The following is a 24875-nucleotide window of genomic DNA, read 5'->3' on the forward strand; positions in this document are numbered from 1 at the left end:
CTTATGACATGTGCCTCTAAGCCCTGGAGCTGGACAGGTCTCACATAAGCTACTCTTCCCGCAGGAGTCTTCGTCTTGCACTCCAATCAACCGCTGGAAAGAACTAATCCTAAATATACATTGGAACAAATTAAAGCCCGAACTAATTTGCTTTCTGAAATGCAAATTAGTTCGGGTTTATTTAGATTAAACATTTATGTCCCAATCTCTTTGTTTGCTGCATGAAAACTATTTTAGCTTCAGCAGCCTTCTTCTTTTACGCCTTCTTTTTCTCCCACCGAATTTAAGCCACCCTATTTTTACAAAGAATCCAAACATGATGACAGCGATCAGGGTCATCACTCCCAGAACAATGAAATACCCATTCTGTTCATTCAGTTCAGGCATGTATACAAAGTTCATGCCGTAAAGTCCCGCAATAAAAGTAAGCGGCATGAAAATCGTCGTGATGACCGTTAACGTCATCATGATATTATTCATTTTATCAGAGTTGATGGAAAGGTAATTATCACGAATATCAGCAGAAAAGTCACGATATGACTCCAGCATTTCTACCTGCTTGATTAAATGGTCATACACGTCATTAAAGTATAATTGCTCTTCTTTCAATGCATTCAATCTTCCTGAATTACTGATTCTGTACAATAAGTCCCTCATAGGTACCAGGGTTCTTCTCAATTTAGACATTTCATGACGGATGTCGAATAATTCATCCATCAAATTTGAATCTGATTCCTCATTCGTATTTTCTTCAATGCTGTTCAATCGATCCTCGATGCTATAAATTAAAGGGAAATACTCATCGACAAGCCTGTCCACGATTCCATGCATGATTGTAAATGGACTGAGAAGATCCCCTTCTTCGCTGACGGCTTTCCATAGGTTGTTTATTTCATTTACAGGTTCTTTATGAAACGTCACAATGAACCTTGAATTCACAAAAAGATTCACTTCATATGAATCCAGCGACTTTTTATTGATTGCATGCATCAACACAAATATGTACCCATCATAAAAATCAAGTTTTGGTCTTTCACTAAAGTCATCCAGGCAGTCTTCTATGGCAAGCGGGTGAAACTGAAAAAAACGTTTCATCACGCGAATATCTTTCTCGGCCGGCTCGTTAAAATCAACCCAGTACCATTTCACATCATCTTCCTTTATTCTTGATAAAGGGACATCCTGAAGAACGTCACCATTGTTTAAAATTGCACTCGTCCGAATCATTGTTGTTCTCACCTTCAATGCTTTTTTCTTCTCTATCCATTCCCTGTTTCTGATCGATTCAAACAAAACCATTCCTTTACTGCAGTAAATAATGATAAAATATGTACCAAATTATAAAAGTAGGTGTACATCTTGGAACAATATTTAAACCCCAATGTACGGGATATAAAGATCTCTGGTATCCGAAAGTTCTTTAACATGGTAGCTGACATAGAAGGGATGATTTCGCTCACGATCGGGCAGCCCGACTTCCCTACCCCGATGCATGTAAAGGAAGCTGCCAAGAATGCAATTGATGAAAACTTCACTTCCTACACGCATAATGCAGGCTTTCTCCAGCTTAGAGAAGCGGCTGCATCTTATGTCGGAACAAAATATAATGTGCATTATCATCCTGAAAATGAAGTCATAGTGACAAGTGGTGCTTCACAAGGGATCGATGTAGTGCTTCGCTCGATTCTAGAACCAGGAGACGAGTGCCTTCTTCCCGGACCTGTATATCCCGGTTATGAACCCATCATCCATCTGTGTGGAGCAAAAGCCGTGTATATCGATACAACACAAAATGATTTCAAAGTCAGTGCTGAATCAATCCAAGCACATATTTCAGACTCAACTAAATGCATCATACTTCCATACCCGTCCAATCCTACAGGCGTCAGTTTAACAAAGGATGAACTGAAGGAAATTGCCGCAGTTTTAAAAGGACGGAAAATTTTTGTTGTTGCAGATGAGATTTATAGTGAACTGACATTTGAAGGCACTCACCATTCAATCGCTGAGTTTCTAAAAGAACAAACTATCATGATTAACGGTCTTTCAAAATCCCACAGCATGACAGGCTGGCGAATAGGAATGATATTCGCTCCAGAATGTATTAGCAAACATTTATTGAAGGTTCATCAATACAACGTATCCTGCGCCTCTTCTGTCTCACAGAAGGCTGCGTATGAAGCTTTGACCAATGGAATAAATGATGCTGTGGTAATGAAAGAGGAGTACAAGATAAGAAGAGATTATGTGTATAAGCGATTAATAGAAATCGGTTTCAAAGATGTAGTCAAACCGGACGGCGCTTTTTATTACTTCGTAAAGATTCCAGCCGCCTTTGATATGACCTCATTTGAATTCGCCCTTGCCCTGGCACACCAAGAAAAGGTGGCTGTGGTTCCCGGGGACGCTTTTTCAAGATATGGTGAAGGATATATACGCCTTTCTTATGCATGCTCGCTGGAGGAGTTAGAAGAAGGGCTCTCCCGGATCGAGTCATTTATCAGCAGCCATATATAAGAGGGACAGACCTTGAAATTCAATTCAAGGTCTGTCCTTTTCGTTTATTTTTTGTATTCACCGTTGTTTTTAGGTGCTTTTTCTTTTTTGGCTTTATCTTTATGAATCTTATTCGTCGCAGCGCTGCCAATTTCGTGTGCGAATTCTTGATTCAACTTGGAAGAATCAAACCCTTTTTTATTTTTTTGCTGCGGATCATTCTTTTTCGTACGTTTTGCCATTCCCTCACACACCCTCTTCTCTTTTTGTATTTCTTTGAAGAAACACTACAGTTATTATTTATCTTACGTGAATGAAGTATTCAAATGAAACCAGCGGGCAAAACCTGCCATTAATAAAGGACAAAAAAAAGACTGCCCAGTAAAAACTGAGTCAGTCAAAAAAAAGGAAAAGGGGGTGTTAGTGAGAAATTAATCTCCAATTTCATGCTTGCTTATAGATTACCCGCCTTTCAGAATAACTAAACCATTAATTTAAATTTTTTTGTTTTTTTGTTTCTCTTCTAAAGTTTAATGTTTATTAACCGGTTCCAGCTGTTGATTGGAGTGCAAGACGCAGACTCCTGCGGGAGAAGTGACTAATGTGAGACCCCACAGGAGCGCAGCGACGAGGAGGCTCACGGGTCACCCGCGGAAAGCGAAGTCTTGCACGGAAATCAACAGCGGTGATTAACAGAGGTTTTTAATAAAAACTGTTCAAAATTATTTTTGTAAAATACTTTAAAAAAGCGCTTTCATAAAGTATAATGAACAAGTAAATTCTGATAAATGAGGTTCTGGCATGTACCGAAAAGAACAGTTTGTTTTCAGAAAAGATCAAGTCTATCAAGCCGTAATCCGAAATTATACGGAAACGGATTTCAACGAGCTTATCGGGATCCAGCAGCGTGCTTTCCCTCCGCCATTCCCTGCGGAGTTATGGTGGAATAAAGAACAATTGGAGAATCATATTAACTATTTCCCTTTAGGCGCACTTTGTGTCGAGATTGATGGCAGAATAGCTGGCAGTATGACCAGTCTTATTGTCAACTTTGATCCATCCTGTCCTGAACACACCTGGGAGGAAATAACCGATGATGGATACATACGCACGCATAATCACCTTGGAAATACACTCTATGTAGTCGACCTGTGTATAGACCCAGAATTTCGCGGGTTTAAACTCGGAAAAGTCTTAATGAATGCCATGTATGAGATTGTGGTCCATTTGCAGCTCGACCGCCTCTTAGGGGGAGGCCGCATTCCAACTTACCACAAATTCTCTCATACCTTTACCATTGAGGAATATGTAAATAAATTAACCTCTGGCCAATATAAAGATCCTGTCATCACATTCCTTCTTCAATGCGGAAGAACCCCGCTAAAAGCCGTAAAAGGCTATCTTGAAGATAAGGAATCATGTGATTATGGATTATTAATGGAATGGAAAAACCCATTTCAAAAGACATAAAAAAAAGGATTGAAAGAATAATCTTTCAATCCTTAGAAAAGGGGGAAATGAGAATGAAAAGGCCATTTGGGTGCCTCAACTTCTTATTCTTTTATACATTACCCCCGATTCCCGACCTTTAAACATGTTTTTAAACTTGAGAAACAGCTTTTTCTACCGCTTTGATGACTTCATCGTTTGTGTCGAGTTTAAGTACATCTTCGGCAAGCTTTTTCATATCACTTTGGTTCAAGCGATGGATTTGAGAGCGTGCTCTTAAAATGGATGTTGCACTCATTGAGAACTCATCCAACCCTAATCCAAGTAGAATAGGAACGGCAATTTCATCTCCGGCCATCTCACCGCACATACCTGCCCACTTGCCTTCTTTATGAGCGGCATCAATGACCATTTTCACAAGGCGCAGGATAGCAGGATTGTATGGCTGATACAGGTAAGAAACGCGTTCGTTCATACGATCTGCAGCCATTGTATATTGAATCAAGTCATTTGTACCAATTGAGAAGAAATCAACTTCTTTGGCGAATACATCGGCCATGACAGCAGTCGATGGAATTTCAACCATGATTCCCACTTCAATTTTGTCGGCTACGTCTGTACCGTTCTCTTGAAGCGCTTTTTTCTCTTCTTCAAGAATCGCTTTGGCATCTCTGAACTCCTGAAGATTTGAGATCATTGGGAACATGATTTTCAGGTTTCCATATGGACTTGCCTTCAATAATGCTCTTAACTGGGTGCGGAAGATCTCCTGCTCGTCCAGACAAAGACGAATCGCACGATACCCGAGGAATGGATTCATTTCCTTAGGAAGGTTAAGATATGGAAGTTCTTTGTCTCCTCCAATGTCAAGAGTACGCACTACAACAGGTTTACCTTCCATTCCTTCGAGTACTGCCTTATAGGCTTCATATTGTTCTTCCTCAGTCGGCAGCTCGTCACGCCCCATGTAAAGGAATTCTGTACGATAAAGTCCTACTCCTTCACCGCCATTGTTCTTTACACCTTCTAAATCTTTTGGCGTCCCGATATTCGCAGCAAGCTCTACATGATGACCATCTTTAGATACGGTAGGCTCATCTACAAGCTTTGCCCATTCCGCTTTTTGTTCTTCATAGCGGGCATGCTCTTTCTTATACTCTTCAATGACTTCAGGTGTAGGGTTAATATGTACTTCCCCGTTTAAGCCGTCCACGATAACCATGTCACCATTCTCAACAGAAGAAGTAATCGATTTCGTCCCTACTACTGCAGGGATTTCCATTGAACGAGCCATAATTGCTGAATGAGATGTTCTGCCTCCGATGTCGGTTGTAAATCCTTTTACAAACTGACGGTTTAATTGTGCAGTGTCAGATGGAGTCAGATCCTCTGCAATGACAATTACTTCTTCAGTCACCATACTTGGATTGGCAATCTGAACTCCAAGCAAATGAGAAAGAACACGTTTCGTTACATCTCTGATATCCGCTGCACGTTCTTTCATATATTCATTGTCCATTGATTCGAACATGGAAACGAACATGTCTGCAGTTTCTTTCAGTGCAAATTCAGCGTTTACATTTTCAGTTTTCACTTTATCTTCAATAGGTGTCAGTAACTCTGGATCGCTTAATACTAAAAGATGTGCTTCAAAGATTTGCGCCTTGTCTTCACCTAGATCTTCTCTTGCCTTATCCCGGATTGCTTCAAGCTCTGATTTAGAAGTTGAAATTGCAGCCTGAAAACGAGCTACTTCTTCCTCTGCATTATCAACTGACTTCTTTTCGAAGCTTAAATCAGGTTCTACCAGACGATACGCTTTTGCAATGGCAATCCCGTTAGATGCCGCAATGCCTTTCAAAATGCTAGACATTACTCAGCTAAACCTTCTTTGTTTAATGTTTCTTCCAAGCTCTTTAATGCTTCTTCTTCGTCGCTGCCTTCAGTAATGATCGTGATTTGTGCATCTTTCCCAACACCTAATGACATAACACCCATGATTGATTTTAAGTTTACTTTCTTTTCTTTGTATTCAAGATGTACATCGCTGTCGAATTTGCTTGCCGTTTGAACTAATAATGTTGCCGGACGAGCATGAATTCCTGTTTCAGCTGTAACTGTAAATGTTTTTTGTGCCATATAAATCGACTCCTTAATCAACTTTGTTTTTGGTTGCTTCATAAAAGTAATGGATAATGAAGAAAACGTCAACTATTTCTAGCAATTAATCCATTCTTCCTATAAGCCTGCTCAATAAAAAAGAATAGCATGCAATGACGATATACACAATTGTAAAGCTTTATTTTTTTAGTATTTCATATATTTGCCACTATTATGTTTGAATTCCCCAAAAAGCACACAAAAAAACAGGGACAGCTCCCAACGTGGGAACTGTCCCTTATCTACACATAATCAAGTGGATTACTTTCCCATAGTGGTAGATTTCTTTTTCAATGCATTATAACCCATTTTTGCTTTGATGACGGATCCTCGCAAGGTCATTTCATGATCTTCTGAAGTATTTGTATAAACATTCACCAGGTCACAAATGCAGCGTGCGAATAGTTCTGTTACCTGCTTCAGGTCTCTTTGGTCATGAGCGGGATGATCTTTCATCAATTCTTCTATTACATCCATCGCCAGACTTTTCACCCGAAGGGCTTGCTCCGTTTCATATTTCATCTAAGATTCTCCTCCCTAGCATCCTTTTTTCTATCATATGCAGATAGATGGGGAAAAGAACGGGAGGAATTCCTTCAATCTAGCAATACCTCACTACACCTATTGACTCAGCTATTCAGCTGAGCATGTTTCGTAAAGAGATACTTATAGCCTATGTAAATGAATAGGATGACCGTCAATGCCACACTGCCGACAATCCCTAACAGAATGGCTATTTGATATTCAATCGCCACAAGCGGACTTACTCCTGAAAGGATCTGACCTGTCATCATCCCTGGCAGGAAAATGATTCCCATTCCGATCATGTTATTCAGCGTTGGCAGGATTGCCGAATCAAACGCATCATCGACATACTTTTTTGTTGCAGCTTTTGGTGTGGCACCTAACATCAACGCTCCTTCCACTACATCTCTTTGGTCTTTTAACGACCCAAGCAGTGTATTAAGGCCAAGGGTGATACCCGTCATGGAATTTCCTACAATCATCCCTGCGATTGGAATGAAATAGCGCGGTTCATACCAAGGTGTAAAATGGATGACTACTATATTGAAATAAAACAGGCATCCCAATGTTCCGATAACCATAGAAAAAGCTACGGTTCCTTTGAGTTGTTTACTTAACTCATGTTTAACCTGCTTAAACACATTCAGTATCGCGAATAACTCCATAATAAGGATGATTAGCAAGGTCAACCAAGGGCTCGGGTTTTCAAAGATGAACGTCAAGATATACCCGGCAATGATCAATTGGATTGTCATTCTTAAAGAGGCTATGATAATTTGTTTTTCTCTTGAAATCCCTCTAACTCTAACGATAAATAATAAAATAATGATGAAAGCATATGCAGCAATAAATCTCCATAACTCGATATTAATGATCCCTTTTTCCACGTGAGAGTCCCTCCCTATTTTCGAGAAATCCTTATCAGCTCTTCTCCGTACTGTTCGGCCACGTTCATGGAATGAGTGACCATGATCACTGTCCCTTCATGAGCCTTCGCAGCTTCGATAAACCGGTTCATCACTGCTAATTCAGTTTCTTCATCTAACGCAGAGGTAGGCTCATCCAGGAGGTATACTTCCGGTTTCATCACCAGGACCCTCCCGAGTGACAAACGCTGTCTCTCCCCGCCAGATAGCTCTTCCGCATTTGTCTCCAGATTTTTATCAAGCTTCACTATTTCCAGTATGCTTTCAAGTTCTTCCTGACTTGCTGGAGGTTTTTCAGAAAAAATAAGACCTTTTTGCAGATTTTCTTCTATTGTTTCTCCAAATAGTAATGGAGTCTGGGAAATCATTACAACCTTTCTTCGCAGGCTGACAGGGTTCATTTCTTTTATGGAAGTGCCTTTATAATGAATAGAACCTTCATCAGGTATGTACATTTTGTTTAGCATTTTTAGAAGGGTCGACTTTCCTGCCCCACTTTCTCCGATGATGCACGTAGTCTTGTTTTCTGGTATGTCCATCTTCTCTATTTTTAGAATATCTTTATAAACCAGTTTTCTTATCGCGAATGGCATATTCTGCTCCTCCCTGATCGTTTTCCATTGTTATATTACCCTATTATGGAAGAAATAAAAAAGCTGATGTATGCAAAGTCAGCTCCCTGCATACATCAACTTCTTTATAATCATTCCGTTTCTAAAGGAATTTTATCTTTATAACACCCTTAAACCCCGCTGTTGATTTCCGTGGAAGACTTCGCTTTCCGCGGGCGGCCGGTGAGCCTCCTCGTCGCAATTCGCTCCTGCGGGCCAGAAAAGCAGAGGCGGCTTGCTCAAAGGCGACAAGCATAAGCCAGGGCAGCCATAAAGGTGTTCTTTGCCTTTTTGGATGGCATGGCTTATGTCTCGAGCCTTTAGCCGCCAGAGCTAGACAAGTCTCACCTGTCTCGCTTTTCCCGCAGGAGTCTTCGTCTTCCACTCCAATCAACAGCTAAATAGATCCTTAAACTAAACATCACTCTTTAAAAAGTACCTTAAATAGAACAGTTTCTCTTCCGAGGCTTTTCAATTCTCCTTTTCATTCAAAGAGGAGATATGTCGTTTCACACGCTGAGTAAAATAAGACACTTCGTGATTTTCAGGAATTTTGGTTCCATATCTCACCGATTCATAAAGTTTAAAGAAGGCCTCTTCTTCTATCATCCCAATTTTATAGAACCAATCCCGGATGTTTTCGTTGTCTTCCCTGCCCTTTTGCTGGTTCGCCGCTTCTCTTTCCAGTTCTTTCATTGCTTGTCGGATGGCGTTTTCAGCGTCAGAATAAAGTACTTCTTCAGCGTTCTTCTCAGGATGCGCTGTAACCTTTTTAATACTGGTCATTATTGGGGAAGAACCACGATTGGTTTCTACTTCGTATGTCACTTTTCTCTTCTTTACGAAATAGATGATGACGGTCAAGATAAAGATGGCAATCAATAATTCATTAAGCCACGACATTGACATGCCTTCGTAAAAAGCATTCTGCTTAGACTGATCGATTGTCTCTTGATTAAATTTCATGCCAAAACCAGATAAAGTATCTTTAGAGACCTTACTTATAATCCAGTCCCTGACCTTCACCAAAAAAGCAAAGATGGGATTGACAAGAAAAGAAAATAACCAGAAAATTTTATTCAGCACCCAGTAAAACCCGCTTCTCACATAGGGACTGAAAAAAGCTAAAACACCGCCGGCTGTTATAACAAACAGTAATATTGCGAAAGGTTTTACCAGATATCTTTTGTTCTTATTTTCACTCTCATCCTGAGCGTTCAACATCCTTTGGACACTGGTCACTGTCGAAACGAGGGAAAATAAGAATAGAATCAAGCTCATGACGATAAAGTTATTCTCTAACTCTCTTGTATTCCCAATGATAATCGATAAAGCAGACAAACATAAAAACAGCAATATGAGTCCACTGGAGACTTCAATCTGATCGTCTTCGCTTTTAAAATAAGAGCTTATTCTCCAATGAAGAAATAACAGGATAAGTGCCATGATCCATAAGGATAGATTAAAAACTATTAACCCTGCCGCTGACAAGACCAGCAGAACCCCATATAACATCATTGAAGAAACCGTTTTTTTCTTTATACCTATCATCAGAACTGAAAATAAGAATATGTACACAATGATCATGAACGGAACATATTGAGAGATGATCAGCTCTTTCTCTACAAGCACGGTAGTCGAGAGCACTGCAAATAATGCATCTACCCCCAGGAATAAACCCATTTTCAGAAGAATCATCAACTGTTGGTTTGTTAAGAAGGAATTTTCGATCTTTGATTCCATAATGAGACGACTCCTTGTTTATCTACTGAATGCAACACATAAATTTCTCTTTGTTTTGATTCAAGTTTACTTAATCTCCCCTCGTCATCTCCGGTGAGAACACCTGCAGCGATTAATACAGCAGGTACAAGTTGACGAATGGAAAGATGCTGCAAGACGATGTGAAAAGGAATCGTGGCATCGTCTGTAGATAAGGTGGAAAGCATCTCAAGAGCTTTCTGTTGATGCTTTCGCCCCGTTCCTGAAGGCAGGTAATAAAATGGGGTAACTCCCTGATTCCTGATATTCAGTACAAGAGAAAATGATATATTTTGTTTTACAGCCATTTGCATTAAATACGCAGTATGCTTAATGATCGTTTCGAGATCCCTCGTGATGGAATACTTTTCAGAAAGATTTACAGCAATCATCCATTCTTTCTTCACTGAGGGAGCAAATACTTTCGTCTGTAATGATTGCGTTCTTGCAGATGCTTTCCAATGAATATCCTGAAACCTGTCTCCGGATATATACTCCCTCGTCCCCACTGGTTGAAAAACATCAAAAAATAGAGAATGAAGAGCCGGAACCTCTCCAATTTCATGAGAATGATGGTTTCTATCAAGGATGACAGGTGCCGGAGCGGGAAACACCATCAAGGTGGATTTTACAGGCTCAACTAAGTCCAACAGAACTTTTCCGCTTCCAAAAAGGTGGGGAATGACGATTTGGACTTTCGTTAAACGGCATAGACCCCTTCTTTTTCCTACGATCGGCAAAGAGACTTTTACGCTTTCTGCTCTTCCCATTGAAACTGGAATCGATACTTCAACATTCCCGCCATGATACGATTCAAAAGGATGATTAACAGGTTCTACAATATCTTTGAAGGTGAGCTTCATGACAGCTCCCCAAACCGGTAATCCATCATTTGTAAAATGAATCTCCCAGTTCCCTCTCTCCTCACAATGAATACGGACACGTTTTGGCGGTTGATTCAGTTTTAACTCTTTTCCGATATTTTCAAGGTACCATTTGCGAGCTCTGAAATAGAGAAAACATAGAAGAAAAATTCCCAACCCTGCATAAAATTGAAAGAACAAGCTTGATCCTGCAAGAATGATCAATAGAATTTCACTTAATGAGTTATATGGATCCTCGATCACTTCACGTTTCCAAGTCACTTCACTTACCTCGTTTCAACCGGAAGAATGATCGAATCAATCAGGGTGGTGATGACTTCTTCCTCCGACTTGGTCAATGAGGCTTCAGCGGTTAACTGGATTCTGTGCTGAAGGACATAAGGTGCTACTTCCAATACATCTTCCGGTCGGACAAAATCCCTGCCCTCAATGAAAGCCTGCCCTTGTGAAGCTTTCAATAGAGCCAAGCTTGCCCGCGGGCTCGCCCCCAATTCAATCCATTCGTGTTCTCTCGTCCCTCTCGTCATTTGAAGGATGTAAGACTCTATATCTGCCGAAACATGTACTTCTTTTACCAATTTAGATAGTGATTGAACCTCTGATAAACTCAATACGGATTCTACTTCATTCAATGGCTGCTTCGATTTAAAGCGGCCCAGGATCATTCTTTCTTCCTTGAAATCAGGATATGTAAACGGGATCTTTAATAAAAATCGGTCCAGCTGGGCTGCAGGCAGTGGAAACGTTCCTTGCTGCGATTCAATCGGATTTTGAGTGGCGACTACGATGAATGGCGGACTTAATAGTACCGTTTCTCCATCAATCGTAATCTGTTTTTCTTCCATCACTTCAAGTAAACTGGCTTGAGTTCTCGGAGTGGCACGATTTATTTCGTCAGCCAGTAAAACATTTGCAACGACTGGACCGGTACGAAGTTCAAATTCTTGAGTTTTAGGATTGAAGAATTGAATTCCGGTCACATCGCTTGGCAGTACATCCGGTGTGAACTGTATACGCTTGAACATCCCCTCGATACACTGTGAGAATGTTTTTGCCAGCAATGTTTTACCCGTGCCGGGAACACTTTCCAGTAAAACATGGCCCTCCTGGAGTAATGCAATCAGAAGCAGGTCTATCTCTTTGTCTTTACCTACTAACACCTTATTCATTTCTCTTTTTATATCTATTAAATGCGTCATTCTAATCCCCCTAACCTTGCTAAGCTTTAATTATAATAAAATAGTAAAAATTTAGCAAATATTCTCATAATGTATATTTATATTTTTGTTATTGTAAGACAATTTCTTCATGAAGTATGATAGGGATATACTAAAAAAACAGGTGATGGGTATGCAGTACAAACGACATGAATCCTTTCGCTATACATTTAATGAACCATTGATTGCTTCTTTCAAGCTGATTGTAGAAAAAAATGGAGAGTGTGTTGAAACTAAACAGACAGATGCGCTCCTGATAAATTTAAGTCCTAACGGTGCAAGAATAAAAACAGGGCTCGATTTGCCTGTAGAACATGGTAATTACCTGTTGGACCTTCATATCAATTTAAATCAAACGTTGATTACAATGCTTGGAAAACCAGTGTGGAAGAGAAAAGAGTTCGGACAGTACGTCTATGGTCTCGAAGCAATAGAGGATGATAAAACAAAGAAAATGATTATCAAGGAACTGAAGCAGTATGTAAACTTGCACAAAACCGACAACCGCGGATAAGCCAGACCCGTAGAGGAGCCTGGCTTATCTTTTTTTACAAAAGATTAGTGAAAATCTCAAATTTCTTTCATATTCGCTTCTTACTCTATACTAAAAGAGCAGAAGGTGAATATATGTTGACGTGCTTAGTATTTATTCTACTAGTTGGAACAGCTAGTATTGTATTGTTAAAAAAGGGATAGTGAAGGGGAGAAGATCAATGCTCGTAAATCATTTTCCTCGTCATTCCTCCATCAATCACCAGGTTTTCCCCGGTTATGAAATCATTTTGAGGATGAGCTAAAAATTGGCAGGCTCTTGCCACATCTTCGGGTTTGCCAACCCGCTGGGAAGGATGCTGGCTGTGATCAATTTCTCGCAGCGCTGAGTAATCACCTGTTTCAATCCACCCGGGACTGATGGAATTGACCCGGATTCGGTAATCCCCTAATGTAATCGCCAGTGAGTGGGTCAGACTCGCTATACCACCTTTAGATGCTGAATAGGCTTCTGTATCAGGCTCAGACATCGTCGCTCTTGTAGAAGCGATATTGATAATCGATCCACCCTTCTCCTTCATCAGTTCAGCCGCTTCCCTGGAGCAATAAAACACACTGCTAAGGTTGGCAGATATTATTGAATTCCACTCCTCGGGAGTCATATCCCAAAACGATTTGAACTTCGATATCCCGGCATTATTAATAAGGACATCAACCGAATTGTGTTTGGTTCGAATGGTTTGAAAACCATTTTTTATTTCATCCCAGGAAGCTACATCGATTTCATGAAACTCAGCGTGGTATCCACTTTCTTTCATATCCTTCTCCAGTTTCGCTCCCCCATTACGGTCTTTGTCAAAGAAATGGACAAAATCACCCTGCTCCGCAAACTGTTCCACAAGAGACCTTCCAATTCCATTCGCTCCCCCTGTAATACAGATAACACGTGTAGTCATAACACCATCTCTCCTTCCAAGTTATAAATAGACTACCCTTTTATGGCAGATTCAAAAACAGGAACTTGAACTACGGGTGGAGCAATAAAAAAAAGAATTGACCCATCATTCCCTCCTTTTAGTCTAAAGAAGAAATGGACAGGTCAATCCTTATACGAGCATACTTCTAAAAAAAAGCGAGACTTATTTATTTTGCAAACACGTGGTTACCAATCGTCAGAGTCATATTTGTCGTGGTAATCCATGAGCTGCTTGACGTATCCGGGTTGTAGAAAAACAGGGAACCCTTCCCTTGACCTCTGAACGCCAGTGCTTCGTCTACAGCAGTTCTGGATTCCTCAGATGGTTCATTGTTGATTTCTCCATTTTGAACCGGAGAAAATGCATAGTGCCCAGAAGCAACTTCATAGACTACATCTTTAATAGAATCAGGAAACTCATTGGAATCGACTCTATTCAGTACAACAGTAGCGACTGCTACTTTTCCTGCATATGACTCACCTTCAGCTTCCGCATGGACAAGCTTCGCAAGCAGTTCTTTTTCTTCCTCTGTAATATCCGATTCCGGCAGACTTATAGCCTGTCCAGTATGGATATCATGTGTTTTTAAACCGTTAGCTTTCATCAATTCCAGGACAGAAACAGAATTTTCTTTACCGATTTCCCACAGGGATTCACCTTCTTTAACGGTATGGACGCCTTCTGCTGCGGCGGCTGATGTGGAAAAAGCAAGCATGCCAAGTGCTGCCAATCCGGATAATATATGTTTTTTCATCTTGAATTCCCCCTTATCAATATTCACAGTCTAAGATAACAAGGGTGGTCAGGAATTTCATCCGGTAATGGTTACCTGTACTAATCATACTTACCTTTTCAACAAAATGATTACAATCTGTCTTTACGCCAATAAAGTTAACTTCTTGGAGTCTCCAGATATTGATAGCGTACATTGCCGTTATGCTCGGCAATCCCTCTAAAATGCTTGAAATCTGATTGTTTGACCAGGATCGCCCTGAATGAAAGGAAATCATCTTTTTCAACTCTTATTTCTTCTACCTCTTTGTTCCTTAATGCGTCCATCAATTGCAAAACTTCACTTTCCATCATGTAGTTGTCCTCCTCCAAAGATTGTCTACTACTATTTTATTTGACTATAAAAAAACTACAAGCATTTGTTTTTTTATTAAATTATTAGAAAACTCTTTACCTTTTCGTTTGTTTAAGTCAAAATATTAGTAATTGTTTGTAGAATTTTGGCAAAAAAGGAGAGGCCTCAAATGAAAAAAGCTGAAATCGGAAACGTAATTGAATTCAAAGAAGGACTAAAAGGAATCGTGGAAAAAGTAAATGAAAACTCTGTAATTGTCGACCTTACGTATATGAAAAACTACAGGGAACTTGAACTTGAAGAAAAGACAGTCGTCAATCACAAGAACTATAAAATTATTGAACAATAATATTTTTTGTCCCTTACATAAGTAAATGGCCGGTGCGCCACTCATGATTAGTATTATTTGTTTCACTCAAAAGTTTACATGAATAGGGTGCTCCCGGCCGCTCATCCATCTTAATTTGACTGCTGTAAGAAGAATGAATCTTTTATTCACCATGAATAATGTATAGATTCTTTTCTTTCGTTCAGGATATTCTTATACATATTATTTTTAAGGTGGCTCATGACGATGCAACTGAATGTCCATATCCTCAAAAAAGCCCAGAAAAGCTTTTGGTTTGTACCGCTTATATTTTCATTGATTTCACTTGTACTTGCGGTCGCTACATTTTCTTTTGATTGGTGGTTGAGCAAGCACGATTATCCATTGCTGCCTAAAGTCTTATTTGCCAACTTCGACCTTAGTACAATGATCATCAGTACAATCGCCTCCTCGATCATGACTATGACGACCATCACATTCTCCACCATCATGGTTGTCCTAACGACATTCCTATCACAGTATTCACCAAGGACACTTCAAAATTTCATTAATGACCGCCCCACTCAACGTGTTCTTGCTATTTTCGTTGCAGGGGTAGTGTATTGTATCACTCTTCTCATTCTCTTGAAAGATGAGTCTGGCCAGAAGCTATTCATTTCTGCCGCTTTCGCAGCTCTTGTGGCGATCATCTGCCTCTTCGTTTTTGTGTATTTTGTTCATCATGTTTCAAACTGGGTGAAAGTCAGCAAGCTGATTCATAATATTACGATTAAAACCAATAACAAGATAGAGAACAGTCCCCTTTACAGGAAAAAGGATAAACTTGAATCACAGAGCGGGATTGACCCGATTTCCTTTGAGGATACCAAACCACGTTATGTATACAGCCAAGAGTCAGGCTACCTGCAGCACATAGAAATTGAAGGTCTTCTCAATAAAGCGATAAGCGATGATTGCATTGTACGGATGATTAAGACACCTGGAGAATATCTTTTAGAAGGGACATCGGCAATGACGATATGGTCAGTACATGAGGAGATAAAGCCGGAAGAATATATAAATTACATTATCCTTGGTCCTGATAAGGAGCCGATCGAAGACATTGATCTTGGAATACGCAAGTTGGTCGAAATCGCTCTGAGAGCCATCTCTCCGGCGATAAACGACCCGAATACAGCAAAGAATTGCATTGAAGAAATAGGAATTATTTTATCTAAATTAGCCAGACATAAACTGCCTGGTTCCTATATTACAGACAAAGAAGATCACATCCGCATCGTTTTGGAACAGCCCACTTTTGTGGATTATTTATATAATAGTTTTTACCAGCTAAGGCATTATGGGAAGCATGATATTTCAGTGACCTCTGAAATACTGAGGTCTCTTCGAATGATTGCTGAAAATAATAAGGAAGACGTTAAAGGAATGATCTGGACGTTTAAGGATTACATTTTAGAAGGAATAGAATATGAAAGCCTGCAGAATCTTGATATGCAGTATTTAATGCAGCATCTCGACCAATTGGCGGCAAGCTGTGATAAACGGGATTGGGATCGCGATGAAGTTCGGAATTCTTATTTTCCAGAAAAATATAAAACCAGTGCAGCGTTAAAGGAGAAAACAAATAAATCTCCATCCCATTAAGAAACCAGGTTCATGTATTTTAACGAAAGAAAAAGAGGGATGGCTGCATCCCTCTTTCTTACTTTTGCTTATCGTCCGGTGATAATTCCTTGAAAGAAGGCACCTTGCCATGAGGTTTCTGGTCCTCTTTCCTTACATCCCATTGTCTTTCTTTTTCATGCTTCGACTTTGTCATTAAACACCCTCCTTTACCAGCTACATTTTTATCATGAGCAAAAACCGAAAATTTAGTCACGTTAGGATAGTGAAATTTCCACTGCCCTTATTTTTTATCATCTTGCTTCATCCACAACAGCACTAGGAACATTAAACTCAAATATCCAAATAATGGATACAAATAAGATAATAACTCACTGTATTCAAAAAAGCTAAGCGAATAAATGACTGTGAAAATTCCGATAAACGTTATGATTGAAGGACCTTTCCAGTAGCCTCCAAGCTGTTTCTCTAAACCAAATACCCCCCCGATGACAGAAGTGAAAATTTCACCGTAAATAATCAAAATATAAAGATAATAAAATCCAGCCACAAAGGATTTCATGACGACAGCCATTGGAATTTCATACAATGTCACATCTGGAATCATGACGAGGGTCATATGGCTCGAGATGAGGATAAGCGACAAAAAAAACCCGCCTAAATAACCTCCATATTTGATTACCTGACGATCCTTCACTTCACTTGCAACCGGTACGAGAACCGCTTGCGCCATGGCTAAATTAAATGCGACATAGGAAAAAGGGGCAACAACCGACTTCCAGCCATCGTCCACAGGAGGTATGTTCAAGAAAGCCTCTAAAAATCGATCATCCGATACTGAGTACGTCATTAAAAACAAATTGAACATGATCATAAGCGGGACAACCAACGTGTTCACTGCAAAGAGGCCCTTCATTCCAACCATCATGGTGATGAAACCGAGTACAATCGTCAAAAGCACGCCCAGCTGTTTTGGCATCATGAGTTGTTCGTGAAATACTGCACCAGCCCCAGACAACATAACAGCTGAAACTCCAATCAACATGACCATCATCATGATATTCATAAACTTCGAAAACCACTTTCCAAATAAGTACTCGTTGAATTGTTCGAACGATTTGGCTTTAATATCATGTGATTTAAGCATGATTCTCGTTCCCATTGTGATGAATAAGTAGCCACTGAATAAGATGGCAATAAACCCGATAAACCCAAAGCGGGTGAAAAATTCTACAATCTCTCTTCCTGTAGCAAACCCAGCACCAATCACTGTTCCGACATACACGGCCGCGATTTGAAATGCCCCAGATAATTTTTTCATCAACTCACCTCATACGTCTTCTACTTCACTCTATGTACAAGCAGAAGAATTCAGAAGTGAAAGATAATAAATTACTTTTTTCACAGGATGGGGGCTTTCTTTCATTAATTCTACGCAGCTTGCCCATAAAAAAAGAGCCGGCCGGCTCTTTTTTTCACCTTATACGTTCTTATCATCGATATCGTTTAACCACTGTTCAATCGGTGTAATCACCTTTTCCACTACCCCTTCTTTAAAAGGTGATTCAAGCTTCGCTGACGCTGCAAGATCTGTAAACGAAAGACTTCCGCCCAATTTACACAGATTCACATAATCAGACCATGCTTCCTCATGATTATCGTTCATTTTCACCCAGAATTGAAACGCACAAATCTGAGCCAGAGTATAATCGATATAGTAGAAAGGAGAATTGTAAATATGTGATTGCCGCTGCCAAAATCCTCCCGCTTCCAGGTAATCGACTCCATCATAATCCCTTCCCGGTAAATATTCTTCTTCTATTTTCCGCCACGCCGCATTCCTTTCAGCAGGCGTTGCATCAGGATTTTCGTATATAAAATGTTGGAATTCATCTACTGCGACTCCATAAGGAAGGAATTGAAGAGCATCACTTAAATGGGAAAATTTATATTTTTCCGTATCTTCTTTAAAGAACAGCTCCATCCACGGCCACGTGAAAAACTCCATACTCATGGAATGGATTTCACATGCTTCATATGTAGGCCACTGGTACTCCGGAATATCGAATCCACTGCTGCTATATACTTGAAACGCATGACCCGCCTCATGTGTCAGGACATCAATATCACCAGAAGTCCCGTTGAAATTGGAAAAGATATACGGAGAGTCATAATTTGCGATGTATGTGCAATAGCCCCCTCCGGCTTTCCCTTTTTTCGCTTCGAGGTCCATTAAGTTACGTTCGATCATAAAATGAAAAAATTCCTTGGTTTCTTCAGACAATTCTTCGTACATTTTTTTACCATTATCTATGATGAATTGAGGATCCCCTTTAGGGACAGGATTTCCTGAAGTGAATTTAAATCCCTCATCGTAAAATTTCATGTTGTCAATTCCGATTCTTTCGGATTGTCTCTTTTTCAGTTTTTTCACTAAAGGCACCACGTGATTCTTTACGCCCTCACGAAACACTTTCACCATTTCCGGGGTATAGTCTGTCCTTGTCATACGATAATAGCCAAGTTCCACGAAATTTTCATAGCCCAAAGTAACGGCAATTTTATGACGAAGCTTGACGAGTTCATCAAATATTTGGTCTAACTCCTTCTGGTTTTCTTCAAAGAAACGAACAGAAGCCAATGAAGCCTCCTTTCTGGTTTCCCTGCTTACAGATTGGGTGAACGGCCCCATTTGAGCAAGTGTTCTTTCTTCTCCCTGAAAGGAAATCTTTGCTGAAGCCATTAATTTCGTGTATTGGGATGAAAGCTTATTCTCTTCCTGGAGCAGTTTTATCACTTCTGGTGAGAAGGTTTTGATTTCACTCTCAGCCAATGAGAATAACTGTTTACCCCACCGCTCCTCCAACTCAGTTCGAAAAGATGAATTCAGGAGCTCTTTGTAATAGTCCGTAACTAACCCCTGAAATTCAGGCATGACGTCATCAATATAATCCTGTTCTTCTTTATAGAATTCATCATTCGTATCAATGGAATGACGGATATAACAAATATTCTGCATCGTATCAAAATGAAGGCGTATATTATTAATGTCTTTCATGGCAGCTACTTGCTCATCTGCAGTAGCTGCCTGTTTAAAATCAGTCAAAGCATTCTTGAATTCTGTCTTAAGTTCCGTTATATTTGGCCGTTCATATGTAAATTCTTCAAATTTCATATATAGTCCCCCTTTTTTTCACAATCTATATAGTATTCTACTCACGATCCTGATTCTCCTGTAAAAAAGGGAGAGTCCATATCATTTTTTGACAAAAAAAAAGAACCTTCTCCAAGGCTCTTTCATGTAATCAATATGATAAATTCTTAATTGATAACCCCAGTTTCTTCACGAGTTCAATTGCATCATTCTTTTCTTCAGGAGAAAGAGCAGACATTAATTCGTGGATTCTCTCTTCATGATTAGGAAAAATCTTGTCGATTAAGCTTCTTCCCGTCTCAGATATTTGTGCATAGGTCACACGACGGTCTTTGGGACAGGCTACACGCTTCAGATACCCTTTTTGCTCCAGTTTATCCACCACGTATGTGATACTGCCGGAAGCTAATAGAATCTTCCCGCCTATTTGCTGCAGCGGCTGATCTCCTTTGTGATAGAGCAGTTCTAGTACAGCAAATTCAGTTGGATTCAAACCGTTTTCTTGTATATTTTTATTAATCTCTTCGTTCAATGCTTTATAAGCACGGGAAAGAACAATAAAAAGCTTCAATGATTGCTTTGTATCCTTGGTTTCATTCATAACCTTCATTCCTTTAACTAAACTAATATCTCAGTTTCAAAATATTATACTAGGATTAAGGAATAAAGTCAATATCTCAGTCAGACTACCAAAAAACCTCCATGACAGTCAATAAAAACTGTACGGAGGTTTTTGATTGGAAGATTAATTGTTTGTATTTGCATATAACGACAAATTGATGATTTTATATTTAAGTGGTGGTTCTATGAGGTTAAGAACGTAATAAAGGCTATTTGAGGATTCAATGATTACGAAGCTGTCTTTTTAAGTAGATTTTTTATTACCTGACTAAATTCATAAGGTACTTCTTGAAAGTTTATGGAATGGTCTGGATTAGAACATTCCTGGTATTGATTTAACAACTGATCTAATTGCTGACTGCACTCAATGGTTTCTTTCGCTCCCAACCCGAGTGTTTCTCCCAGCGAAATCATTTCAGCACGTTTTTGATTGATTTTCATCAATAACCATTTCTTTTTAAGATATTGACCCATTTTAAACTGTCTCCTTTTTATTTTGTCTCGATCAGGCTGTAAATCCAACTGAGATTCAAAAGACGAACCGTGCATATGTCCGCTTAGATTTATCCCTGAAAGATCCGCTTGTCTTTGTTTTTAGTCATTTAATCTATTAATAAAAACATTACTTAGTTAGTATCGCAACTATTATCAGAAAAGTAAATAGATTCGCAAAACAAGACAAAATAACTAGTTATATCTTATTTCCCGACAAAAATCGCCAACATTTTTGTCAATCTCCCTAATAAACCTTCAATACTAAAAGGAGAAAAACACCTTATGCCTTTTTCTCCTTACTCTTTCATTCTATCAATCTATTTTTCGAATAATTGTAAATTTCCAATACGCCTTATCGCTTCTTTCAGCCTCTCATTGCTGGTCAATAACCCTGCACGGACATAACCTTCCCCGTATTCCCCGAACCCTGCACCAGGGGCTACAACCACTTTAGTCTTCTCCAGAAGGAAATCTGCAAATTCCACAGAGGAAAAGCCTGAAGGCACCTTTAACCATGCAAAGAAAGAGCCAGCTGGAGCTTTTACATCCCACCCTATTTCTTTCAGTCCCCCAATTAACGTTTCTCTTCTCGCCTCGTATGTTTCCACCAATTCTTCCACGCACTTCTGAGGCCCGAGTAAAGCCGTCACCGCAGCTTCCTGGATAGCCCCGAAAAGACTTACATACAAATGATCCTGCAGAATATTGACTGCATCTATCACGCTTTTGTTTCCGACTGCAAACCCTACTCTCCATCCCGCCATGTTATAGGTTTTGGAAAGCGTGTATATTTCAATGCCTGTATCCTTTGCTCCCTCTGTTTCCAGAAAGCTGCTCGGCTTTTTGCCATCGAAACCGATCCCCCCATATGCAAAATCATGCACCACACAAATATCATGTTTTTTTGCGAAGGATACGGTTTCCTCGAAAAATTTTCTTGAAGCAACCGCTCCGGTAGGATTATTCGGATAATTTAAGAACATGAGCTTCGCTTCTCTACTATCCCTTTCTGATATTGCTCCATATTCCGGCAGAAAATGATTTTCTTCTTTCAATGGCATCATCACCATACGCCCATCGGCCAGAGACACCCCTGATAAATAATCAGGATAGCCCGGATCCGGGACTAATACTGTGTCACCAGGATTCAGAATACACTGAGGCAGTTCCACCAGTCCCGCCTTCCCTCCGAATAAGACGGCAACTTCATCCTCTGGACTGACATCCACCCCATATTCACGCTTATAAAAAGCTGCTATGGCTTCTTTAAAGGAGTCCAGACCCCTGAAAGGAGCATATTTATGATTTATTGGTGATTGTGCTGCTTCCATTAGGGATTCTACGATATGAGGAGGTGTAGGCTGATCAGGGTTTCCTTGCCCCAGATTTATTACATCGTGTCCTTCTTTTATTACTTCCTGGACTTTTGCTGTCAAAGATGCAAAAAATTGCGGCGGCAATGATTGTATACGTTCTGCTTTCTTAAAAGTTGTCATTTTTTCACCTTCTATACTTTTTTGAAAATTTTTTACTTTCAAATTCTAGTCACAAATGATATAACGTAAAGTAATGATTGTAAAGTATAAATTCTATATCATGGTCAAAAAGAGGTGTTATTTTGGGTAAAAAAATTGGAATCGCACAAATGGATATTACTTTTGGAAACCCTGCTGATAACAAAAAAAGAGTTCAACATTGGGTCAAGAAGGCGAGTGCAGCAGGTTGTCATATTATCGTATTCCCTGAATTGTGGACGACAGGGTACGACTTGACGAGAATCGATGAGATTGCCGATGAAGAAGCACGCGATAGTTCGGCCTTTCTTTCTGATCTCGCCTCACGTCATTCCATACATATCGTCGGAGGATCGATTGCAAGTAAAACAAAGGATGGGATATCCAATGACCTTATTGTAGCTGATAAAAACGGCGAAATTGTTAAGCAGTATACAAAGCTTCATCTTTTTAAATTAATGGATGAGCATCATTACTTGCTTCCCGGTGAGGAGGATGGCTTATTCACTTTGATGGATACAAAGATGGCCGGTATGATATGCTATGATATCCGTTTCCCTGAATGGTTCAGAAAACATGCCATTGACGGTGCGAAAGTAATATTCGTGGTGGCGCAGTGGCCAGCAGAAAGAATTTCCCACTGGAGAACCCTGTTGTTGGCAAGAGCCATTGAAAATCAATGTTTTGTTATCGCCTGTAATCGTATCGGCAGCGATCCAAAGAATGAATTTGGCGGCAGCTCGATGATCATTAGTCCATGGGGCGAAATCATTGCCGAAGGAACCCGTGAAGAAGAATTGGTAACTGCTGAAATCGATCTGAACGAAGTCGAAGAAGTAAGAAAGAAAATACCCATCTTTCAAGACCGACGTCCTGAGTTCTATTAATAGTAAATTTCCCACCTATCAAATAGTAAGAAAAGAGGCTGGGACAAAAGTATTTTTAGTCTAAGTAAAACCCGAACTAATTTGCATTCAGAGAGGCAAATTAGTTCGGGCTTTTTATAGTTTCATACAAACGCGCATTAAATTTCAGCTTGTTCCAGCGGTTGATTGGAGTGCAAGACGAAGACTCCTGCGGGAGAAGTGGCCAATGTGAGACTTGTCCAGCTCCAGGGCTTAGAGGCACATGTCATAAGTCAACTCGCCCAAGAAGGCAAAGAACGCCTTCGTGGCCGATTCGCCTTATGCCACCCGCCTCTGAACAAAGCCCCTCCGCTTTTCGGCCCGCAGGAGCGCAGCGACGAGGAGGCTCACAGGCTACCCGCGGAAAGCGAAGTCTTGCACGGAAATCAATAGCGGTGATTAGAGGCAACACTAAAATGTTCGTCTTGGTCATTCTATTTGTTACTGCTTATATAGTGGGGTAGACCCCCACATCTCCCTTGGGTTCACTTCATAAATACCATTCATCCTGAACATGAACTGGTGAATGATGAATTCTCTTCTTAACGTTGCAAAATCGTCATGAAATTGCTTGATGTATTCATTGATTTCTTTTTCGCTGTATTTTGTTCCTACCTCCAATCCATCCACCATGTGCTCAAGCAGGAAAAGTTTCTTCTTCTGTTGAGCAGGTATGGACTTCAACCTGCCATTCTTCTCCATAAAATTATTCATCACTTTTTGTTTTTCTTTCATTATTTTTTCGCTCATTTCAGACTTCCCTTCCCCTTGATTCGTGAAGCGTTCAAGAACACTTGAATGATGTGCCAGCACCTTTTTGTTTAAAAAATAATATATCGTATTCTTTTCCCTTCTGGAATAGACAAGATTGCATTCCTTCAGCTTGTTGAGATGATGTGAAATCGTAGGGGCTGTCAAGCCCAATTTTCCTGCTATTGCTCCCACGTGCAGCGAACCTACTGACAGGAGATGTACAATTTTGATACGAGTGGGATCTCCCATGGTTTTATGAAAAGCTACTTGTTTATCCAGCTGCAAAGAAACCACCTCTTAATTAGATATATATCTAATTAGATGATAATCTAAATTGAAATAAATGACAATAGTAATATTTGAAAACACGTTCTTATAAAAAATAAAAAAGCATCTTCCCGAAGAAAAATGCTTTCTACATTAGTTTGTATGTTCAAGAGTAAGCAGAATTTCTTTCTTATCTACTTGCTTCCCTGCGTAGCCGGTTAACGTTTTGTTTTTTCCTATCACTCTATGACAAGGGATGATGATGGGAAACCTATTAGCCTTGTTTGCTTGGCCGATTGCCCTGACCGCTTTGGGTCTATTTATACGGGTCGCTATATCCACATAAGAACATGTTGAGCCATATGGAATCTCCCTTAAGGCATTCCAAACTTCTCGTTGAAATTCTGTTCCTTCTATTTTAAGAGGGAGAGTAAATTCTTCCCTTTCACCTCTAAAGTACTCTTCCAACTGACGTTCAGCTTCAGCCAGTATCGGGTGTACTGTCCCCGTGGCAGCTTGATTTTCATGTGCAAACTCTAGTGATAATAATTTTTCTTGATCAGCTTTCAATTCCAATACTCCAATGGGACTTTCCATAAACAACGTAAACAACGACACGGACGCTCATCT

The 24875-nt window shown here is 39.9% G+C and carries 27 protein-coding genes; 6 read left to right on the forward strand and 21 right to left on the reverse strand.

Annotation, left to right across the window (positions count from 1 at the left end):
• Window positions 1-228: 228 nt before the first annotated feature.
• On the reverse strand, window positions 229-1227 hold the full coding sequence (gene corA, locus AAEO50_RS17595) for a magnesium/cobalt transporter CorA (protein WP_341985664.1): 999 nt from the start codon (window positions 1225-1227) through the stop codon (window positions 229-231).
• A 132-nt stretch (window positions 1228-1359) separates the two neighbouring features.
• Between corA and AAEO50_RS17600 the strand changes: the two genes are divergently transcribed.
• Window positions 1360-2517: an aminotransferase A gene (locus AAEO50_RS17600; RefSeq protein ID WP_341985626.1), complete on the forward strand. Its 1158-nt coding sequence runs from the start codon at window positions 1360-1362 to the stop codon at window positions 2515-2517.
• Between the two features lie 44 nt (window positions 2518-2561).
• Here AAEO50_RS17600 and AAEO50_RS17605 read toward each other — a convergent pair whose 3' ends face one another.
• Window positions 2562-2738 carry a hypothetical protein gene (locus AAEO50_RS17605; RefSeq protein ID WP_341985627.1) on the reverse strand — a complete coding sequence of 59 codons (177 nt, stop codon included), beginning with the start codon at window positions 2736-2738 and terminating at the stop codon, window positions 2562-2564.
• 559 nt (window positions 2739-3297) lie between these two features.
• Between AAEO50_RS17605 and AAEO50_RS17610 the strand changes: the two genes are divergently transcribed.
• Window positions 3298-3966: a GNAT family N-acetyltransferase gene (locus tag AAEO50_RS17610; RefSeq protein WP_341985628.1), complete on the forward strand. Its 669-nt coding sequence runs from the start codon at window positions 3298-3300 to the stop codon at window positions 3964-3966.
• Between the two features lie 130 nt (window positions 3967-4096).
• On the opposite strand, the gene ptsP is transcribed toward AAEO50_RS17610, so the two are convergent.
• The 8 genes from ptsP to AAEO50_RS17650 form a co-directional block, all read right to left on the reverse strand.
• Complete coding sequence (gene ptsP / locus AAEO50_RS17615; protein WP_341985629.1) at window positions 4097-5818, reverse strand: phosphoenolpyruvate--protein phosphotransferase; 1722 nt, start codon at window positions 5816-5818, stop codon at window positions 4097-4099.
• Window positions 5818-6084 (reverse strand): phosphocarrier protein HPr, encoded by a 267-nt coding sequence (locus tag AAEO50_RS17620; protein WP_032089054.1) that lies wholly within the window; start codon window positions 6082-6084, stop codon window positions 5818-5820. The genes ptsP and AAEO50_RS17620 overlap by 1 nt, the downstream gene beginning before the upstream one ends.
• Window positions 6085-6366: 282 nt before the next feature.
• A complete protein-coding gene (locus AAEO50_RS17625; RefSeq protein ID WP_341985631.1) occupies window positions 6367-6627 on the reverse strand; it encodes a hypothetical protein in 261 nt (86 codons plus the stop codon).
• 107 nt (window positions 6628-6734) lie between these two features.
• Window positions 6735-7517, reverse strand: a complete 783-nt coding sequence (locus AAEO50_RS17630; protein ID WP_341985632.1) for an ABC transporter permease — start codon at window positions 7515-7517, stop codon at window positions 6735-6737.
• Window positions 7518-7531: 14 nt separating this feature from the next.
• Window positions 7532-8149: an ABC transporter ATP-binding protein gene (locus tag AAEO50_RS17635; RefSeq protein ID WP_341985633.1), complete on the reverse strand. Its 618-nt coding sequence runs from the start codon at window positions 8147-8149 to the stop codon at window positions 7532-7534.
• 489 nt (window positions 8150-8638) lie between these two features.
• Entirely contained in the window at window positions 8639-9910 is a 1272-nt protein-coding gene (locus tag AAEO50_RS17640; RefSeq protein ID WP_341985634.1) for a hypothetical protein, read from the reverse strand.
• Window positions 9880-11073: a DUF58 domain-containing protein gene (locus tag AAEO50_RS17645; protein WP_341985635.1), complete on the reverse strand. Its 1194-nt coding sequence runs from the start codon at window positions 11071-11073 to the stop codon at window positions 9880-9882. The genes AAEO50_RS17640 and AAEO50_RS17645 overlap by 31 nt, the downstream gene beginning before the upstream one ends.
• Before the next feature lie 5 nt (window positions 11074-11078).
• Window positions 11079-12011, reverse strand: a complete 933-nt coding sequence (locus AAEO50_RS17650) for a MoxR family ATPase (protein WP_341985636.1) — start codon at window positions 12009-12011, stop codon at window positions 11079-11081.
• A gap of 151 nt (window positions 12012-12162) precedes the next feature.
• On the opposite strand from AAEO50_RS17650, the gene AAEO50_RS17655 reads away from it, so the two are divergent.
• The gene (locus AAEO50_RS17655; RefSeq protein ID WP_341985637.1) at window positions 12163-12543 is read left to right on the forward strand and encodes a PilZ domain-containing protein; all 381 of its coding nucleotides are present in this window, start codon (window positions 12163-12165) and stop codon (window positions 12541-12543) included.
• Between the two features lie 196 nt (window positions 12544-12739).
• Here AAEO50_RS17655 and AAEO50_RS17660 read toward each other — a convergent pair whose 3' ends face one another.
• From AAEO50_RS17660 to AAEO50_RS17670, 3 genes are all read right to left on the reverse strand, one after another.
• On the reverse strand, window positions 12740-13477 hold the full coding sequence (locus AAEO50_RS17660) for an SDR family oxidoreductase (RefSeq protein WP_341985639.1): 738 nt from the start codon (window positions 13475-13477) through the stop codon (window positions 12740-12742).
• 187 nt (window positions 13478-13664) lie between these two features.
• Entirely contained in the window at window positions 13665-14252 is a 588-nt protein-coding gene (locus AAEO50_RS17665; protein ID WP_341985640.1) for a cell wall hydrolase, read from the reverse strand.
• Window positions 14253-14389: 137 nt separating this feature from the next.
• On the reverse strand, window positions 14390-14584 hold the full coding sequence (locus AAEO50_RS17670; RefSeq protein ID WP_341985641.1) for a hypothetical protein: 195 nt from the start codon (window positions 14582-14584) through the stop codon (window positions 14390-14392).
• 170 nt (window positions 14585-14754) lie between these two features.
• Here AAEO50_RS17670 and AAEO50_RS17675 point away from each other — a divergent pair, with 170 nt between their 5' ends.
• Both AAEO50_RS17675 and AAEO50_RS17680 read left to right on the forward strand, forming a co-directional pair.
• On the forward strand, window positions 14755-14934 hold the full coding sequence (locus AAEO50_RS17675; protein WP_172248350.1) for a YkvS family protein: 180 nt from the start codon (window positions 14755-14757) through the stop codon (window positions 14932-14934).
• A 225-nt stretch (window positions 14935-15159) separates the two neighbouring features.
• The gene (locus tag AAEO50_RS17680; RefSeq protein ID WP_341985642.1) at window positions 15160-16557 is read left to right on the forward strand and encodes a DUF2254 domain-containing protein; all 1398 of its coding nucleotides are present in this window, start codon (window positions 15160-15162) and stop codon (window positions 16555-16557) included.
• A gap of 58 nt (window positions 16558-16615) precedes the next feature.
• Here AAEO50_RS17680 and AAEO50_RS17685 read toward each other — a convergent pair whose 3' ends face one another.
• The 6 genes from AAEO50_RS17685 to AAEO50_RS17710 all read right to left on the reverse strand — a co-directional run bounded on the left by AAEO50_RS17685 (window position 16616) and on the right by AAEO50_RS17710 (window position 22302).
• Window positions 16616-16732 carry a DUF6254 family protein gene (locus AAEO50_RS17685; protein ID WP_341985643.1) on the reverse strand — a complete coding sequence of 39 codons (117 nt, stop codon included), beginning with the start codon at window positions 16730-16732 and terminating at the stop codon, window positions 16616-16618.
• An 87-nt stretch (window positions 16733-16819) separates the two neighbouring features.
• Entirely contained in the window at window positions 16820-17857 is a 1038-nt protein-coding gene (locus AAEO50_RS17690) for a hypothetical protein (RefSeq protein ID WP_341985644.1), read from the reverse strand.
• Between the two features lie 159 nt (window positions 17858-18016).
• Window positions 18017-19711 carry a M3 family oligoendopeptidase gene (locus AAEO50_RS17695; protein ID WP_341985646.1) on the reverse strand — a complete coding sequence of 565 codons (1695 nt, stop codon included), beginning with the start codon at window positions 19709-19711 and terminating at the stop codon, window positions 18017-18019.
• Window positions 19712-19841: 130 nt separating this feature from the next.
• On the reverse strand, window positions 19842-20291 hold the full coding sequence (locus AAEO50_RS17700) for a MarR family transcriptional regulator (RefSeq protein ID WP_341985648.1): 450 nt from the start codon (window positions 20289-20291) through the stop codon (window positions 19842-19844).
• Between the two features lie 248 nt (window positions 20292-20539).
• Entirely contained in the window at window positions 20540-20785 is a 246-nt protein-coding gene (locus tag AAEO50_RS17705) for an aspartyl-phosphate phosphatase Spo0E family protein (RefSeq protein ID WP_341985649.1), read from the reverse strand.
• A gap of 338 nt (window positions 20786-21123) precedes the next feature.
• The gene (locus tag AAEO50_RS17710; protein ID WP_341985650.1) at window positions 21124-22302 is read right to left on the reverse strand and encodes a pyridoxal phosphate-dependent aminotransferase; all 1179 of its coding nucleotides are present in this window, start codon (window positions 22300-22302) and stop codon (window positions 21124-21126) included.
• A 122-nt stretch (window positions 22303-22424) separates the two neighbouring features.
• Here AAEO50_RS17710 and AAEO50_RS17715 point away from each other — a divergent pair, with 122 nt between their 5' ends.
• Complete coding sequence (locus AAEO50_RS17715; RefSeq protein ID WP_341985651.1) at window positions 22425-23207, forward strand: carbon-nitrogen family hydrolase; 783 nt, start codon at window positions 22425-22427, stop codon at window positions 23205-23207.
• A gap of 459 nt (window positions 23208-23666) precedes the next feature.
• On the opposite strand, the gene AAEO50_RS17720 is transcribed toward AAEO50_RS17715, so the two are convergent.
• Together AAEO50_RS17720 and AAEO50_RS17725 are read right to left on the reverse strand one after the other, a co-directional pair.
• Window positions 23667-24263: a metalloregulator ArsR/SmtB family transcription factor gene (locus AAEO50_RS17720; protein WP_341985652.1), complete on the reverse strand. Its 597-nt coding sequence runs from the start codon at window positions 24261-24263 to the stop codon at window positions 23667-23669.
• Window positions 24264-24398: 135 nt separating this feature from the next.
• Entirely contained in the window at window positions 24399-24863 is a 465-nt protein-coding gene (locus AAEO50_RS17725) for a methylated-DNA--[protein]-cysteine S-methyltransferase (RefSeq protein WP_341985653.1), read from the reverse strand.
• Between the last annotated feature and the right edge of the window lie 12 nt (window positions 24864-24875).

The sequence above is a fragment of the Rossellomorea oryzaecorticis genome (genome assembly GCF_038405515.1).
GTDB lineage: Bacteria > Bacillota > Bacilli > Bacillales > Bacillaceae_B > Rossellomorea > Rossellomorea oryzaecorticis_A.